The 15,109-nt window shown below is 70.8% G+C and carries 13 protein-coding genes; 3 read left to right on the top strand and 10 right to left on the bottom strand.

From position 1 onward, the window contains the following. Positions 1 to 18: 18 nt before the first annotated feature. Positions 19 to 1,785: an IS1634 family transposase gene (locus Pdca_RS24820; RefSeq protein ID WP_085916930.1), complete on the bottom strand. Its 1,767-nt coding sequence runs from the start codon at positions 1,783 to 1,785 to the stop codon at positions 19 to 21. Here Pdca_RS24820 and Pdca_RS24815 point away from each other — a divergent pair. Next, positions 1,697 to 3,412: an ABC transporter substrate-binding protein gene (locus tag Pdca_RS24815; RefSeq protein WP_425048635.1), complete on the top strand. Its 1,716-nt coding sequence runs from the start codon at positions 1,697 to 1,699 to the stop codon at positions 3,410 to 3,412. The two genes, Pdca_RS24820 and Pdca_RS24815, sit on opposite strands and share 89 nt — an antisense overlap. A gap of 33 nt (positions 3,413 to 3,445) precedes the next feature. On the opposite strand, the gene Pdca_RS24810 is transcribed toward Pdca_RS24815, so the two are convergent. From Pdca_RS24810 to Pdca_RS24780, 7 genes are all read right to left on the bottom strand, one after another. Beyond that, positions 3,446 to 5,026 (bottom strand): AMP-binding protein, encoded by a 1,581-nt coding sequence (locus Pdca_RS24810; RefSeq protein WP_085915654.1) that lies wholly within the window; start codon positions 5,024 to 5,026, stop codon positions 3,446 to 3,448. Next, complete coding sequence (locus Pdca_RS24805) at positions 5,023 to 6,195, bottom strand: thiolase domain-containing protein (protein ID WP_085915653.1); 1,173 nt, start codon at positions 6,193 to 6,195, stop codon at positions 5,023 to 5,025. The genes Pdca_RS24810 and Pdca_RS24805 overlap by 4 nt, the downstream gene beginning before the upstream one ends. A 43-nt stretch (positions 6,196 to 6,238) precedes the next feature. Next, positions 6,239 to 6,961 carry an SDR family NAD(P)-dependent oxidoreductase gene (locus tag Pdca_RS24800; protein ID WP_085915652.1) on the bottom strand — a complete coding sequence of 241 codons (723 nt, stop codon included), beginning with the start codon at positions 6,959 to 6,961 and terminating at the stop codon, positions 6,239 to 6,241. Positions 6,962 to 6,998: 37 nt separating this feature from the next. Further along, a complete protein-coding gene (locus Pdca_RS24795) occupies positions 6,999 to 7,964 on the bottom strand; it encodes a PDR/VanB family oxidoreductase (RefSeq protein WP_085915651.1) in 966 nt (321 codons plus the stop codon). A 106-nt stretch (positions 7,965 to 8,070) separates the two neighbouring features. After that, a complete protein-coding gene (locus tag Pdca_RS24790; RefSeq protein WP_085915650.1) occupies positions 8,071 to 8,565 on the bottom strand; it encodes a Rieske (2Fe-2S) protein in 495 nt (164 codons plus the stop codon). Positions 8,566 to 8,569: 4 nt separating this feature from the next. Further along, on the bottom strand, positions 8,570 to 9,703 hold the full coding sequence (locus tag Pdca_RS24785; protein WP_085915649.1) for an amidohydrolase family protein: 1,134 nt from the start codon (positions 9,701 to 9,703) through the stop codon (positions 8,570 to 8,572). 14 nt (positions 9,704 to 9,717) lie between these two features. Continuing rightward, a complete protein-coding gene (locus Pdca_RS24780; RefSeq protein ID WP_232021176.1) occupies positions 9,718 to 10,773 on the bottom strand; it encodes an amidohydrolase family protein in 1,056 nt (351 codons plus the stop codon). Positions 10,774 to 11,093: 320 nt separating this feature from the next. On the opposite strand from Pdca_RS24780, the gene ilvC reads away from it, so the two are divergent. Both ilvC and Pdca_RS24770 read left to right on the top strand, forming a co-directional pair. Beyond that, positions 11,094 to 12,104, top strand: coding sequence for a ketol-acid reductoisomerase (gene ilvC, locus Pdca_RS24775; protein WP_085915647.1), 1,011 nt, complete (start codon positions 11,094 to 11,096; stop codon positions 12,102 to 12,104). 149 nt (positions 12,105 to 12,253) lie between these two features. Then, positions 12,254 to 12,982, top strand: coding sequence for a GntR family transcriptional regulator (locus tag Pdca_RS24770; protein ID WP_085915646.1), 729 nt, complete (start codon positions 12,254 to 12,256; stop codon positions 12,980 to 12,982). Positions 12,983 to 13,036: 54 nt separating this feature from the next. Here Pdca_RS24770 and Pdca_RS24765 read toward each other — a convergent pair whose 3' ends face one another. Then, positions 13,037 to 14,245 carry a CaiB/BaiF CoA transferase family protein gene (locus Pdca_RS24765; protein WP_085915645.1) on the bottom strand — a complete coding sequence of 403 codons (1,209 nt, stop codon included), beginning with the start codon at positions 14,243 to 14,245 and terminating at the stop codon, positions 13,037 to 13,039. Position 14,246: 1 nt separating this feature from the next. Next, positions 14,247 to 15,107, bottom strand: a complete 861-nt coding sequence (locus Pdca_RS24760) for an enoyl-CoA hydratase/isomerase family protein (RefSeq protein WP_085915644.1) — start codon at positions 15,105 to 15,107, stop codon at positions 14,247 to 14,249. Positions 15,108 to 15,109 lie beyond the last annotated feature (2 nt).

Here is a 15,109-nt window from a genome sequence, read left to right as displayed (position 1 = left end):
CGGTGGTGTTCGTGCTGGTCAGGACGTTGCAGGCGGGCCGAGTTCGATGATCTTCTTCGGTGCGTTGACGACGAGCTTGCCCAGGATGTCGCGCTGGGTGGTGGTGAGCTCGGTGCGTTGCCGGAAGGTGCCGGCGGGGCCTTCGAAGGTGCCGACGTGGAGTTCTTGCAGGTCGTCGCGGACCTGGTTCCAGGTGCGCCCGGTGGTGGTCTCGACGATCCGGACCAGCAGCAGCGCGAGCCAGCAGAGGATGACGTGGGCGCGGATCCGGTCCTCGAGTCGGTGATAGACCGGGCGCAACTCGAGGGTGGTCTTCATGTCTCGCCAGCCGCGTTCGACCTGCAGGAGCTGCTTGTAGCCCAGCGCGATGTCCTCGGCCGAGATGGTGGGGTCCGAGCAGCGCAGCAGGTACTTCCCGTCCAGGTGTGTCTCGCTGGTGACCTTCTTCTTGTCGACGCGGAGCAGCCCGCCGGGTGTGGTGCGCAGGTACCGGTTCAGCCCGGGCATGGTGGAGATCCGTCCCCGCAGCTCGGCCCGTTTCTCGGCGGTCAGCCGGTCGCTGGCGGCGATCAGCGCGGCCAGCTTGCCGGTCATGACCTCGCGCAGCGCGGCGTCACGCTCGGCCTGTTCGGGGTTGAAGCAGAGCACGAACCGCTCATCGTCGGCGATCCGTACCTCTTTGACCTGCAGGTTGTCCCGAACATGCTGGTAGCGGCCCGGTCGGGACAGCGCCGCGGTGGCCTCCGCGGAGCCGGAACGCAGCTTCTCGCCGATGATGTAGTGCCCGCCGCCGCGGCGCAGCTCCCGGCGGTTCTGGGCGGAAGAAAAGCCGCGGTCGGCGACCCACATGACCCGGGCCAGGGTCCAGTCCCGCATGTCGGCGCGGGCCTGGCGGATCAGGGCGGAGTCGGTGGTGTTGCCCGGCCAGCACCACACCCGGACCGGGATCCCGGCCCTGGTGACGGCCATGCCGATCACGACCTGGGGCAGGTCGTCGCGGGAGTCCTTCGACTTGCCGTAGGTCCGGAACCCCACCGGGTCGCCTGCGGTGTCCCCACCGGCCGTGCCGGTGCCGTCGTCGCCGACCGGGCCGCTGGCCGGGTCGCCGGCCAGGTCGGGGACCGGGCGGCCGTGGGCGTCCCGGGCGACTGGGTCGTCGGGGCCTTCGGTCTCGAAATAGGTGGAGGTGGTGTCGAAGAACAGCAGGTCAACCTCGTGATCGAGCAGCGTGGCGACCTGCCAGAACACCTCCCGCTCCAGATCCGGTGCGATCTCGAGCAGCCAGTCCATCGCCCGGTAGCAGGCATCGTCGCTGGTCTCGGGCAGGCCGTCGATGTGGCAGCGCCGGTTGATCCACCCGGCGGCGGCCAGCTTCGAGCCCGGTTCCAGTGCCCGGTTCGCGACCAGCGCGAACAGCACCCGCTCGGTGCGCGGGTCACGCTTGCACCCGTCCAGCAGCCGTGCCATGACGGTGTCGATCCCGAGCCGGCGCCACAGCGCATCGAGTACCAGCGTGCCGCCGACCGGGCGCGACGAGGTGAACGCCAGATCCCCCGGATCGGCACCGGACGATGTCCGCAGGGCGGTGGCCGGATCGAGTAGCCGGGAGAGCGACGCGACCAGGCGCTTGATGGCGTCGCGGTCGAGCTGGTCCTCGCGGCCGAAGCTGTGCAGCACCTTCGGCCGGGACGTCTTCGTGGCCGGGTCCCACTCGTTGTGCGTCAACTGCAGGTACCGCACGGCTGCGCCGTCCTTGTTTCGCCGTGTCGCCACCCGTACGTGCACGTGTCCAGACGATACACGAATACCAGCAGTTCAACGATTCGAACATCTATCGAACGTGTGTCCAGGACTTCTGCCGGTATCAGGCCTACTACGACACACTGACCTGGGACGATACCGCACCGTGTGTCCAGATCGGGCCATCAGCTGCGGAACGCGGGAGCTCGAGGTGCTGACGATGCTCGTCTCGGGCCCGTCGAACGCGGAGATCGCCGACGAGCTCGGCATCACGCAGCGCACCGCCGCCACCCACATCACCCACCTGATGCAGAAGCTCGGGACCCCGACCCGTACGGCCGCGGCCACCTGCGCCCTGGACGCGGGCCTGCTCTGCGTCCCGCTGCCGGGGCGCGTGGAACGCTACGCCGAGCTGTCGATCGGACGGCTGGTGGCGGCCGCGGCGCAGGACGGGACCGCCCCGGCCGTGCCCCGCCCGCGAGCACCGCGCTCGCAGCGCTCGCCGCGCGAGCTCGTCGTCGGCGCCGCGCTGCCTTTGTCGGGCACCGGCAGCGACGACGGCCGGGAGATGGTCAACGGGCTGCGGCTGGCGATCGAGGAGATCAACGCGACGGGTGGGGTGCGCGGGCGCCGGGTCCGCGCCCGGGTGCACGACGTCGAGGTGACCAGCTCCGCCTCGGTCCGGACCGCCTTCGCGTCGTTGCTGGGCGACGGCGTCGACGTCCTCACCTCCGGCTACCTCTCGGGGCAGGAGATCGGCCACGAGATGGCTGCGGTCGCGGGCGTGCCGTATCTGCACGCGGCGACCAGCGGCGCGATGGAACGGATGGTGCGCGACGATCCTGCCCGGTTCAGCCGGATCTTCCAGGTGTGCGCCAGCGACACCGAGTACGCCCCGCGTTTCGTCTCGTTCATGACGTCGCTGCGGGACCGGGGCCCGTGGCATCCTCGGGCCGATCGGCTGGCGATGGTGGTGCGGAACTGGCACGGAGTGGACTTCGGTATCGAGCGGGCCCGCGCCGTCGCCGCCGCGGACGGCTGGGAGCTCGACGTCGTCCCGGTCGTCCGGGCGGGCGGGGGTGACGGTTGGGCGCGGGCGGTGGCGGCAGCCGTCCGCACACCGGCTGCGGCGGTCATGATCGGCAGCTTCTTCGTCGACGACGCCGTGCAGGCCGTCTCGGCGCTGCACGAGCTGGAGTCCTCGGCGCTGCCGTACGCGATCTACGCGCCATCGGTGCCGTCGTTCCGGCACCGGCTCGGTCCCCTGGCCGAGGGCGTCGTGTGGGCCACCACCACCGGTACCTACTCCGACCGGACCGGCCGGGCCTTCGCCCGCCGCTACACCGACCGGTTCGGCGTGGTCCCGGGGCGCTCGCACGCCGGGCTCGCCTATGACCGGGTACAGCGCATCGCCCGGGCGTGGAGCTCCTGCGGCGACATCGCCGACGCCGACGGCATCGCGGCCCACCTGCGCGCTGAGCCCTACCGCGGGGTGAACGGCACCTACAACTTCGACACCCCGGGGCAGGCCGCGCTGGGCGTCGAGGACCACGGCGACCCGTCGCTGGCACAGCCGCAGCTGATCTACCAGATCCAGGAGGGGCGGCAGACCATCATCCGGGGAGGACCGTTCCGGACGGGCGACTTCCGCGTGCCCGCGCACCTCGCCTGACACGCTCCGCGCCGGGCAGGTGACCGGTCTTCGTCAGGCCGGGGCGGTCCATCCCGACGACGTGAGCTCCTCCCGGATGGTCCGTTTGACGACCTTCCCGTACCCGGACTTCGGCAGCTCCGACCAGCGGATCAACTGCTTGGGCAGCTTGTACCGGGCCAACCGCGGTTCGAGCCAGCTGAGCAGCTCGGCCTCGTCGGCGTCGGCTCCGGGCCGGGGCACCCAGATGGCCACCCCGATCTCGCCCCACCGGGGGTGCGGCATCCCCAGTACGGCGGCCTCGGCGACCGCCGGGTGGGCGACGAGCTTCTCCTCGATGTCGCGGGGATGGATGTTCGACCCGCCCGAGATGTACATGTCCGAGGCCCGGCCGGTGATGTAGAGGTAGCCGTGCCCGTCGATCATCCCGAGGTCGCCGGTGTGGAACCAGCCACCGTCGAAGGCCGCCGCGGTCGCCGCCTCGTTGCCGAGGTAGCCGGCGCAGACCGCCGGGCCGGCGACGCAGATCTCGCCGATGCCGCCCGGCCCGAGCTCGGTGCCGTCGGAGTCGACCACGGCGATCTGCATGCCGGTACGCGGCCTGCCGCAGGTGCCGACATCGACCCCGTCGGGCTGCGGCCTGCGGTGGTCCTGCGGCGGCAGCACCGTGATGTTGCCGGTCACCTCGCCCAGGCCGTAGTACTGCACGAGTACCGGGCCGAGTGCGTCGAGTGCGGTGTCCCGGTCGGCGTTGAGCATCGGCGCGCCGGCGTAGACGACGTGCCGCAGCGAGGAGTGGTCGACGGTCCCGGCGGCCGGGTGCTCGGCGAGGGTCTTCAGGATCGTGGGGACGGTGAACATGTTGGTCACCCGCTCCCGCTCGACCAGCTCCCACACCTCTTCGGGACGCAGGCCGGGCGAGGTGGGGATCACCGTCGCCGCGCCGCGGGCGACCTGCGGCAGCAGGTGCACCCCGGCGCCGTGCGAGAGCGGCGCCACCGCCAGTGACACGTCGGCCTCGGACAGCCCCGGCATGAGGTCGGCGGCGTGGTTGGTGGTCACGAACCCGAGCTGGTCATGGGTCAGGATCGCCGCCTTGGGCGAGCCGCTCGTACCGGAGGTGAAGAAGTACCAGGCGTGCGCCCCGGCCTCGACCCGGGCGGTCGCGGCCTCGCCGTCGGCGGCGGCCGGCAGCGCGGCGACGGCGTCCGGGCCCTGGTGATCGCCGATCCACAGTGTCCCGGCCGGCAGGCCGGTCGTCGCGCGGACGGCGTCGACGTGGGCCTCCGTGCCGGACGAGGCGATCATCGCCACCGGGCGGCAGACGTCGGCGATCACGGTGACGTCGGCCGGGGTCAGACGCACGTTGGTGGGAGCGACGGCTGCACCGGCCCGCCAGGCGCCGTAGAGGGCCTGGATGTACTCGGGGTGGTTGTGCCCGTGCAGCAGCACGCAGTCGCCGGTCCGCGCGCCCGCGCGGCGCAGCGCGGCGCAGACCCGGCCGGCGCCCTCGTCGAGCTCGCGCCACGTCCAGCGGGTGCCGCCGTACACCACGGCGGTGGCGTCGGGAAGCCGGCGGGCGGTCTGGGACAGCATCTCCGCGACGTTCACGGCGCGGACCCGCGGCGTCGTCATCGGGTGCCCTCCAGGACCGTCGCGTAGTTGGCCACCGCGGCGCCGCCCATGTTGAACACCGCGGCCCGTTCGGCCCGGGGGAGCTGCATGTCGCCGGCCTCCCCGACGAGCTGCATCGCCGCCAGCACGTGCTGGGACACCCCGGTCGCGCCGATCGGGTGTCCCTTGGCCTTCAGCCCGCCCGAGACGTTGACCGGGAGCACCCCGCCGGGTTCGGTCCGGCCCTCGGTCAGCACGGTCGAGGCCTTCCCCGGCTCGGCCAGCCCGAACGCCTCGTACTGCAGCATCTCGGCCACGGTGAAGCAGTCGTGGGTCTCGATCAGGTCGAGATCGTCGAGCCCGGCGCCCGCCTCGGCGAGCGCGGCCCGGAAGGCCCGGCCGGCGCCGGCGAGCGCGAGCGGATCGGGCCGCGACACGATCGGCATCGGGTCGTTGGCCTGGACGCGGGCCCGGACCCGCACCGCGCGCCGGGCACCGGCGGCGAGATCGGGCGAGCTGACGACGACGGCCGCCGCGCCGTCGGAGACCATCGAGCAGTCCGTCCGCAGCAGTGGATCGGCGACGACGGGATTGCGCTCGGAGACCGTCGAGCAGAACTCGAGGCCCAGGTCGCGTCGCAGGTGCGCGAACGGGTTGGCGACCCCGTTGCGGTGGTTCTTCGCCGCGATCCGCGACAGCGTCTCGCGCGGGTCGCCGTAGCGCTCGGCGTACCGGGCGGCGAGCCAGGCGAATACCGCGGGGAAACTGCCGAACTCTCCCTCGACCGGGAGGTAGGCGGCGCCGAGGAGCGTCTCGGTGACCTCCGGGCCGGGTGTCCTGGTCATCTTCTCGGCGCCGACGACGAGGACTGCCCGCGCCCGGCCCGCCTCGACCATGTCCAGGGCTGCGTAGAGCGCGGCGCTGCCGGTGGCGCAGGCGTTCTCCGAACGCACCGCACGGGTGCCGGCCAGTTCGGGGGCGCCGGTGCCGACCAGGGCGGCGTCGAACCGCTGGCGGGTGGTGTCGGTGCCGAACACGCCGACGGAGACCGCGTCGACGTCGGCCGGTTCGAGACCGGCATCGCATACCGCGGCGAGGGAGACCTCGGCCATCAGCGCCTCGACGTCGGGGAGCTCGGAGCGGCCGAACCGGCTGTGGGCCCAGCCGGTCAGATGTGGGGTGGGGGACATGGATGCACTCCTGGGAGATGGCGGGAACGGATGTCGGGCCCGATCAGAGCCGGATGCCGCCGTTGACGTCGAGCACCGCGCCGGTCATGAACGAGGAGGCCGAGGACCACAGGTACAGCGCGGCCTGCGCGATCTCCTCCGGCGCCGCGAGCCTGCCGACCAGCGCGCGCTCCGAGAGCGTCGCGATGACCTCGGGATCGTCGCCGATCATCGAGGTGGAGGTGCAGCCCGGTGCGATGCAGTTGACGCGGATCTGCCGGTCGGCGAGCTCGCGGGCGGCCCCCTTGGTCAGGCCGATCACCCCGGCCTTGGAGGCGCCGTACACGGGGCCGCCCACGTATCCGCCGCCGGTGTAGGCGGCGACCGATGCGCACAGCACGATCGACGCACCGGCGGCGAGGTGCGGCGCCGCCGCCTGGATCGCGTTGATCGACCCCATGATGTTGATCATGAGGCAACGCTGGGCGTCCTCCTGGGTGACCTCCAGCAGCGGCGTGGGCAGGGTGATGCCCGCCGGGACGAACACCGCGGTCACCGGTCCGCTCTCGGCGGCGAGGGCGAATCCCTTCTCCAGGGATGCCCGGTCCAGCACGTCCGCCTGCAGGTAGCGCGCACCGGGGAACGCCTCCGTCACCTGCGGAGCCGTTTCCGGGAGGTCCAGCACGGTCATCGCGGCGACGTGCGAGGTGGCGAGCCCGACGGCGGCGAGGCCGATGCCCCGCGCGCCCCCGACGACGACGGCCGAGCCGGTCGGCTTCTCGCTCATGGATGTGCTCCGATCATGTCGGTGCCCCGGGGAGGGGTCACAGGTCGAGGACGAGCCGGTCGGAGTGCGAGCGCGAGCAGCAGACCATCATGACCTCGTTCGAGGCCTTCTCCTGAGCGGTCAGGAAGGAGTCGCGGTGGTCGGGGTCGCCCTCCAGGACGACGGTCTCGCAGGTGCCGCAGGTGCCTTCGCGGCACGAGGTGGGTACGTCGACCCCGGCGGCCTCGATGGCCTCGGCGACGGTCTGGTCCGCGGTCACGGTGATGCTGATGTCGGAGTGGTCCAGGACGACCTCGAACGTGGAGTTCTCGCCGTCCAGCGCGCCGTCCTTGGGGCGGAACCGTTCGAGGTGCAGCGCGCCGACCGGCCAGGTCGCGCAGCGCTCCTCGACGGCGTCGAGCAGGGCGCCGGGTCCGCAGCAGTAGATCTGTGTGCCGGGCGACGGGGTGGCGAGCAGCCCGCCGAGGTCGAGCAGGCCCTTCTCGTCCTGCGGCCAGACGGTGACCAGGTCACCGTGGGCATCGAGCTCGGTGCGGAACGCCATCGAGGCCTCGGTCCGCCCGCCGTAGACGAGCCGCCAGGGTTTCCGCTCGGCTGCACAGGCGCGGATCATCGGCAGGATCGGCGTGATCCCGATGCCGCCGGCGATGAAGAGGTACTCCTCGGCGGCATCGAGGGCGAAGTTGTTGCGGGGGCCGCGGCAGAGCACCTCGTCGCCCACGACCAGCTTCTCGTGGACGTGCGCCGAACCACCGCGGCTCGCCGGCTCGCGCAGCACCCCGATCCGCCAGCTGCGCAGGTCGGTGGGGTCGCCGCAGAGCGAGTACTGCCGCTCGAGGTCGGGGCCGAGCACCAGATCGATGTGCGCACCCGGCTCCCAGGCGGGCATCTTGTCGCCGGCGGCGGGTTCCAGGCGTACGGACACGACGCCGGTCGCTTCCGGTCGGATCTCCGCGACGACCGCGCGCACCTCGGCAGGAGCGTTGCGGGGGGTGTTCGGCATGAGGGTCATCCGTTTCGAGGGACGGGCCGGCAGGATTCGACGAGGCTGAACGGAGATCCGCCGGGTCGGCGGAGCACGCCGGCCCGGCGGACGGGCGAGGAGCCGATCAGGATCGGCTGGTCGCCTCGGCGCGAGGGCCGCGGGCCGGGCGTCGGCGGCTGGTGTCGACCACGACCATGTCGCCGTCGATCGAGACCGCGTAGCCCTCCATCACGTACGGGCCCTTCTGCACGCCACCGTCGGGATCGACGGTGTCCTCGGGGGAACCGGGAACGACCTCGACGTTGTACTTGCGGACCCGCGCGTTGCGCGGGTCGAAGAACGACTCGCCGGTGCGGATGTCGTACTCCCACGCGTGCCACGGGCATCGGATGGACCGGTTGCGCTCGTAGGTCACCGGCATGTCGGGAGCCTCGGACTCCGACACCCCGAAGACGGTGCCGAAGCTGCAGAGTGCGGCCCCCGCGTGCGGGCACCGGTCGAGCAGGGCGTAGTACTCGCCCTCGACGTTGAACACGCCGACGGCGCGGCCCTCGATCTCGACGATCCTGCGCTCGCCGGGGCCGATGTCGGCGACGTTGGCGACTGCGTACTTGGTCATGACCTCACCCGTCCAAGCCGAAGAACGTCAGACCGTTGTCGCGGAAGATCTTCTGCTTCAGCTCGTCGGGGAACTCGGCCGGGAAGACCGTCTCCGGGGAGTCGAAGTCGAAGTGCGGGTAGTCGGAGGCGAACACCACGTTGTCCGGGCAGAACTCCTCGATCATCTCGGCGAGATGATGCGGGTTCTCCGGCTCGTCGATCGGCTGGGTCGAGACCCAGATGTGGTCCTTGATGTACTCCGAGGGCTTGCGCTGCAGGTCGGGGACCTCGCTGCGGAGGTTCTTCCAGTGGTAGTCGAGCCGCTCGGCCAGCGGCGCGAAGTGCAGCACGTTGCCCTCGACGAACATCACCTTGAGCTCGGGGAAGCGGTCGAAGGTGCCGGTCAGGATCAGGCTGAGCATCTGCGACTGCAGGCTCTGGGTGTGCCCGACGTGGTACTCGGTGTGGTACGAGGTCCAGCCGGTACCGGTGTTGGCGTGCCCGCCGCCCTGCGAGAGGTGGAACTGGATCGGCAGATCGTGCGCGACCGCGGCCTCGTAGATCGGCCAGTAGCGCCGGCTGCCCAGCGGCTCCAGCGTCTTGCTCAGGCCCAGCAGGGACACCACGCCCGGGTTCGAACCGATCCGCTCGATCTCCTTGATCGCCAGGTCGGCGGCCTCGAAGGCGACCGGTGCCGAGGCGCGCAGGCGCGGCTCGGGGTAGACGATGTGCTCGAGCTGCCAGTCGTTGATGGCCTGGGTCAGCACGTGCGCGAGCCGAGGATCCAGTGCCTGGCTGGCCGGGTTCAGTGTCTGGCCGCCGGGGGCGAGGCACTGCAGGACCCCGATGGTGATGCCGTAGGGATCCAGCAGCTGCTCACGGATCAGATCCAGTGAGGAGCCCGGGTAGGTCCCGTCGGTGGGCCACGCGTCGTTGCGCATGGCGCCACCGAACATCTGCGGGTACTCGGTGACGGTGGACAGGCCGTTCGTGGTGCGCACGCCGTACTCGGCGATGTGCTTGCGCCAGCGCTCGGGCAGATAACCGGCGATCAGCCCCTCCTTGGGGACCGGGTGGATGTCGACGTCGAAGATGCCAGTGCCGAGGACGGGCTCGCTCACCGGCGCGGTGGCGGGAGCGTGGTCGATGACAGTCATGGTGGAGGCGCCTTTCACTCGTCGGCCGGGACGGCCAGGTTGTAGAGGTCCCAGGCGTTGTGCCGGTAGATGCGCTCGAGGACCTCGGGGTTCGACGTCCCGTCCGCGATCGCGTGCGGACCCGTCGTGTGCTGGTGCGGGTAGTCGCTGGAGTAGACGAGCATCCGGTCGCTGCCCATCCGGTCGACCACGGTGTCCAGGCCGCCGAGCTCCTCGGCGCCGTCGGAGGGCGCGGTGGTGAACCGGAAGTGCTCCCGGATCAGGTCGGAGGGGGCGCGATCCAGCCACGGCATGTCGGGCCGGTAGCTCTTCCAGAGCTTGTCGAACTTCCAGACGAAGGGCGGGAGCCACTTGAATCCCACCTCGCTGACGACGACCTTGGTGCCGGGGAACTTCTGCAGCACGCCCTCGGACACGATCGAGTTGATCTGGGCCTCGAGGTTCGCCTGCTGGCCGACGTACCACTCCAGGTACGAGGTGGGCCACCCGACCGAGGTCGGGGCCTGCCGGAACACACCACCGATGTGGATGGTGACCGGCAGCCCGTTGCGCTGCGCCGCCTCCCAGATCGGCCAGTTGATCTGGCGGCCGTAGAGGAGCTCGGACTGGCCGAGCAGCAGCACCTGCACGAACCGGTCGTCGCCGGCGCGGTGGTCGATCTCGGCCGCGGCGAGTTCCGGGGTGCCCTGGGGCACCACGATCGAGGCGCGCAGGCGGTCGTCCTGGGCCAGCCACTCGTGAGCGACCCAGTCGTTGAGTGCGCGGGCGTGCGCGGCCTCGCGTCGCGGCTGGTGCATCTGCTGAACCGCGTAGAGGCAGTTCAGGATCGCGTAGTCGGTGCGCCCGTCGGCGAACACGTCGGCGACGAAGTCCTCGACGCGGGTCGAGGCACGGCCGTTGTCGTCGGTGCGGGCATCGGGAAGCTGCGCGATGCGCGAACCCCGCGGGTGGTAGTTGGGGTCGTAGTACGGCGCCAGTGCGCCGATCAGCTGATCGCCCCAGTACTCGTCCAGGTAGGGGAGGAGATCCCGGGCCGAGGGCAGGATCGGGTGGGTGTCGCAGTCGACCACGGCGGCACGGGTGCCTGGCGCGGGTTCGGCGAGCTTCCGTCTCTGAGTAACGGCGGTGTCAACCATGTTCGGGAACGGACCTTTCGACTGACGGGGGCCATGGGAAGGGGCTAAGAGAAGACGGGCGGTCGCCCGAACAGCGGTTCAGGTGGTGAATCGCAAGCGTGGATCCAGGATCAAGGATAACGCGACACCTCCGGCGACTCAAGGTTCGAGCGAAGAAGTCACCGCGCGTCCTGGATCCAGGAGCCGCATAGTAGGTTCACCATCGGCTTCGCATCGGCGGGGTCGCGCACAACGTCTGACAAGGGAGTGGATCGATGACCGCCACCGTCTACTACGAAGCCGACTCCGACCTGGGACTGCTCCAGGGCCGGAAGGTCGCCGTGCTCGGGTACGGCAGCCAGGGCCACGCCCACGCACTCTGCCTGCGGGATTCCGGTGTCGACGTCCGTGTCGGCCTGCCCGAGGGGTCGAGGTCGCGGGCGAAGGCGGAGGAGGAGGGCCTGCGGGTCGTCACTCCCGCGGAGGCGGTGGCCGAGGCCGACGTCATCTCGGTCCAGGCTCCCGACACCGTCCAGCGCACCCTGTACGCGCAGGACATCGCGCCGAACCTGAAGCAGGGTGACCTGCTCGTCTTCAGCCACGGTTTCAACATCCGGTACGGCTACATCCAGGCCCCCGAGGGAGTCGATGTCGCGCTGGTCGCTCCGAAGGGGCCGGGGCACCTGGTCCGCCGGCAGTTCGTGGACGGGCACGGGGTTCCCGCGCTGGTCGCGGTCGAGCAGGACGGCGGCAACGCCAAGCCGCTCGCGCTCGCCTACGCGAAGGCGCTCGGCGCCACCCGGGCCGGGGTCATCGAGACGACCGTGGCGGAGGAGACCGAGACCGACCTGTTCGGTGAGCAGGCAGTGCTCTGCGGCGGCGCCTCGGCGCTGATCCAGGCCGGGTTCGACACCCTGGTCGAGGCGGGATACCAGCCGGAGATCGCCTACTTCGAGGTGCTGCACGAGATGAAGCTGATCGTGGACCTCGTCTACGAGGGCGGGATCGCGCGTCAGCGCTACTCGTGCAGCGACACCGCCGAGTACGGCGACCTCACCCGTGGCCCGCGGATCGTCAATGACGACACCCGCCGGGAGATGCGCAGGATCCTGACCGAGATCCAGGACGGCACCTTCGCGAAGGAGTGGATCGCCGAGGACGACAACGGCCGGCCGAACTTCCTGCGACTTCGTGCGGAGGGCAAGGCGCACGGCATCGAGCAGGTCGGCGCCCGGCTGCGCGACATGATGCCGTGGGTGGACCGGAAGATCACCGAGACCGCCTGACCCGCTCTGCCGACGTCGCGGCCCGCCGCCCCCGTACCGGCCATCGGCCGGTACGGGGTTGCCGCACGTTCCGACCAGAATGGCTCGGGGATCCAGGAACCCCGCCGCTGCTAGATTGGCCGCGAAGACGACGAAAGGTGCGCACGTCCATGGCGACCACGAATGCCGATTCCGAACCGGCCGGAAACTCACTGTCGCGAGGATCCGCACTGGAGCAGCTCCCACCGCGCGACACGACGACGCTGGTGCGCACCGTACGGGATCGGCTGCGGCTGGCGATCGCGCTCGCCGAGATCCCGGACGGGAAGCTGAACCAGGTCCAGGTCGCGCGTCAGCTCGGCGTGAGTCGGATGCCCATCCGTGCGGCCATTCCCGAGCTCGTGGCCGAGGGGCTGCTCGAGTCGTTGCCCGGCGGGGGAGTGGCGGTGCGCCCGCTGACCGAGACCGACGTCCGGCAGGTGTACGAGGTACGTCTCGCGCTGGAGTCGCAGGCGGTGCGCAGCGCCGCCGAGCACGGCTCGGACTGGAACCTGCGCCAGATCCAGACCATTGTGGATACGCACGGCCGCGCGTTCGCGTCCTACGACGCGGCGAAGCTGCTCGCGGCCGATCGCGAGTTCCACATGGCGATCCTGTCCGCGTCGCAGAACCAGCACTACCAGCGGTCGATCGTGCCGGTGTGGTCGATCGTCGAGCGGGCGATGGTGAGCGTGCTGCACATCACGACCGTGTTCGACAACGCCTGGACCGAGCACGCCGAGATCGCCGGGCCGCTGTGCGATCGCGATCCGGACGCGGCGGAGGCTGCGATCCGTCGGCATCTGGGCGATGCCGCGGAGAAGCTGGTGACCTCGCTCGCCGCGACGATCGAGGCGTGATCCGACGAGAGGGGGCCCGAGCGGATCTCCCGGGCCCCCTGGTCGTGCGGGTGCTCAGTCCTCGCCGCGGCGCCACTGGGCCGCGTGTCCGGCGACGATCATGAGGTCGATCTCGTCGGGGCTGTAGCCGGCTGCGGTGAGGACCTCCTCGGTGTGCTGGCCGAGCATCGGAGCCGGCCGGCGCAACCAGTCGGAATCCGTGCCGCCCACGTTGATCGACTGTCCGAGGACCCGCATGGAGCCCAGCGTCGCGTGATCCACCTCGGCCACCATGTCGAGCCCGGCGGTGATCGGGTGCTCGAGCGCCTCCGGGATCGTGAGTACCGGCCCGCAGGGGACCCCGGCAGCACCGACCGTGTCGAGCCACTGCTCGGTGGTCCCGGTGGCGAGGACCTCCTCGATGAGTTCGCGTAGCTCGGTGCGGTGGGCCATCCGGTCGGCGTTGCTGGCGAAGCGGACGTCGCGCGCCCACTCAGGCCTGTCGAGGGCGTCGCACAGCCGCTGCCACATCTTCTCGTTGCCGCAGGCCAGGGTCATCGCGGTGTCCCCGGTCCGGAAGGTGCCCTGCGGGAACATGATCGGGTGGTCGTTGCCGTCCTGCCCGGGCGTGACGCCCAGGCTCAGGTACTTCTGCGCCTGATACGACAGCAGTGTCAGCATCGACTGCATCAGCGAACCCTCGACCAGGGTGCCCCGGCCGGTGCGCTCGCGCTCGTGGAGGGCGGCGAGCACCCCGACCGCGCCGAACACCCCGGTGGCCGAGTCGGCGACCGCGATCCCCACCCGCAGCGGGCCGGTCTCCGGGGTACCGGTCACGCTCATCAGACCCGACATCGCCTGGGCGGTCTGGTCGAACCCCGCCAGCTCCGATCCGGGGGTCTTCTGGCCGAATCCGCTCAGCGAGACATAGACCAGCCGCGGGTTCAGCTCGAGCATCTCCGCCGGCCCGACGCCCATCTTCTCGGCGGTGCCCGGCTTGAAGTTCTGCACGAAGACGTCGGCCTCGGAGATCAGCGTGCGCAGCGCCGCAGCACCCTGATCGCTGCGCAGGTCGAGAGCGACACTGCGCTTGTTCCGGTTGGACGCCATGTAATAGACGCTCTCGCCGTCGGAGAACGGGCCCGACTGGCGTGCGGGATCCCCGGTCGGCAGCGTCTCGACCTTGACGACGTCCGCGCCGAGATCGGCGAGGAGCATCGTCAGAGTCGGGCCAGAGAGGTAGCGGGTGAGGTCGACGACGCGGACCCCGTCCAGTGCCCCCATGTCAGTCCTCTCGCTTTCTGTGGAAGACCGGGGCCCGGCGTTCGCTGAACGCCGCGACCCCTTCACGAAGATCGGGTCCGTCATAGGCCGCGATGTGCAGCCGCGACAGCAGATCGGCGTCGGAATCGGTGAGCGGCCGGCCGGCCATGTCGGTCACGACCTTGGCGGCGCCGATGGTCACCGGAGCCTGTGCGCGGATCCGGGAGACCAGCGCGGTGACGGTGTCGACCAGCTCGTCGGGTTCGACGACCCGCTGCGCGAGCCCGATCCGATGTGCCTCGGCGGCAGTCACGATCTCCCCGCTGAACAGCAGGTACTTCAGCTCCGCCGGTCCGATCAGCCGGGCCACCGCCGAGGTCTCGGTGTATCCCAGCGTCACGCCCAGCTTCCCGATCGGGATGCCGAACCGGGCGGCGGTGGAGGCGATCCGTACATCGCAGGCCGCCGCCAGCTCGCACCCGCCACCGACGGCGAGTCCGTGGATCGAGGCGATGACAGGCACCGGCACGGCGGCGACCGCTCGCAGCGCCCGTGCGATCGACTCGTTGTAGTCGGTCGCCGCGGCGGCGCCGAACCGGGTCCGGGGGAACTCCGTGATGTCGGCGCCGGCAGCGAGAGCGTCCGGACCGGCGCCGCGGACGACGACGGCCCGCAGGCCGGCGCGGCCTTGGAGCTCGGTGAACACGGTGAACAGGCGTCGCCAGCCGGCCAGCGACAGTGCGTTGCGGGCCTCGGGCTTCGACAGGGTCACCACCGCGACGTCGTCGACGTGCTGCACGGCCACCCGGTCCGTGACGAGATCGGGCGTGGGGTCCTCGCGCAGGACCCGTCCCAGCTCGCGGCCGAAGGTATCGATGTTCATCA

Source organism: Pseudonocardia autotrophica, assembly GCF_003945385.1.
Classification (GTDB): Bacteria; Actinomycetota; Actinomycetes; order Mycobacteriales; family Pseudonocardiaceae; genus Pseudonocardia; species Pseudonocardia autotrophica.
Note: the sequence above shows the minus strand (reverse complement) of the source record. Positions and strands in the feature narration are given on the sequence as shown.

What these genes read in the sequence shown, in the direction of transcription:
- Pdca_RS24805 (WP_085915653.1), bottom strand. Translation starts at nt 6,195, where the DNA reads ATGTCCCCCACCCCACATCTGACCGGCTGGGCCCACAGCCGGTTCGGC.
- Pdca_RS24760 (WP_085915644.1), bottom strand. Translation starts at nt 15,107, where the DNA reads ATGAACATCGATACCTTCGGCCGCGAGCTGGGACGGGTCCTGCGCGAG.
- Pdca_RS24810 (WP_085915654.1), bottom strand. Translation starts at nt 5,026, where the DNA reads ATGACGACGCCGCGGGTCCGCGCCGTGAACGTCGCGGAGATGCTGTCC.
- Pdca_RS24790 (WP_085915650.1), bottom strand. Translation starts at nt 8,565, where the DNA reads ATGACCAAGTACGCAGTCGCCAACGTCGCCGACATCGGCCCCGGCGAG.
- Pdca_RS24785 (WP_085915649.1), bottom strand. Translation starts at nt 9,703, where the DNA reads ATGACTGTCATCGACCACGCTCCCGCCACCGCGCCGGTGAGCGAGCCC.
- Pdca_RS24800 (WP_085915652.1), bottom strand. Translation starts at nt 6,961, where the DNA reads ATGAGCGAGAAGCCGACCGGCTCGGCCGTCGTCGTCGGGGGCGCGCGG.
- Pdca_RS24770 (WP_085915646.1), top strand. Translation starts at nt 12,254, where the DNA reads ATGGCGACCACGAATGCCGATTCCGAACCGGCCGGAAACTCACTGTCG.
- Pdca_RS24765 (WP_085915645.1), bottom strand. Translation starts at nt 14,245, where the DNA reads ATGGGGGCACTGGACGGGGTCCGCGTCGTCGACCTCACCCGCTACCTC.
- ilvC (WP_085915647.1), top strand. Translation starts at nt 11,094, where the DNA reads ATGACCGCCACCGTCTACTACGAAGCCGACTCCGACCTGGGACTGCTC.
- Pdca_RS24795 (WP_085915651.1), bottom strand. Translation starts at nt 7,964, where the DNA reads ATGCCGAACACCCCCCGCAACGCTCCTGCCGAGGTGCGCGCGGTCGTC.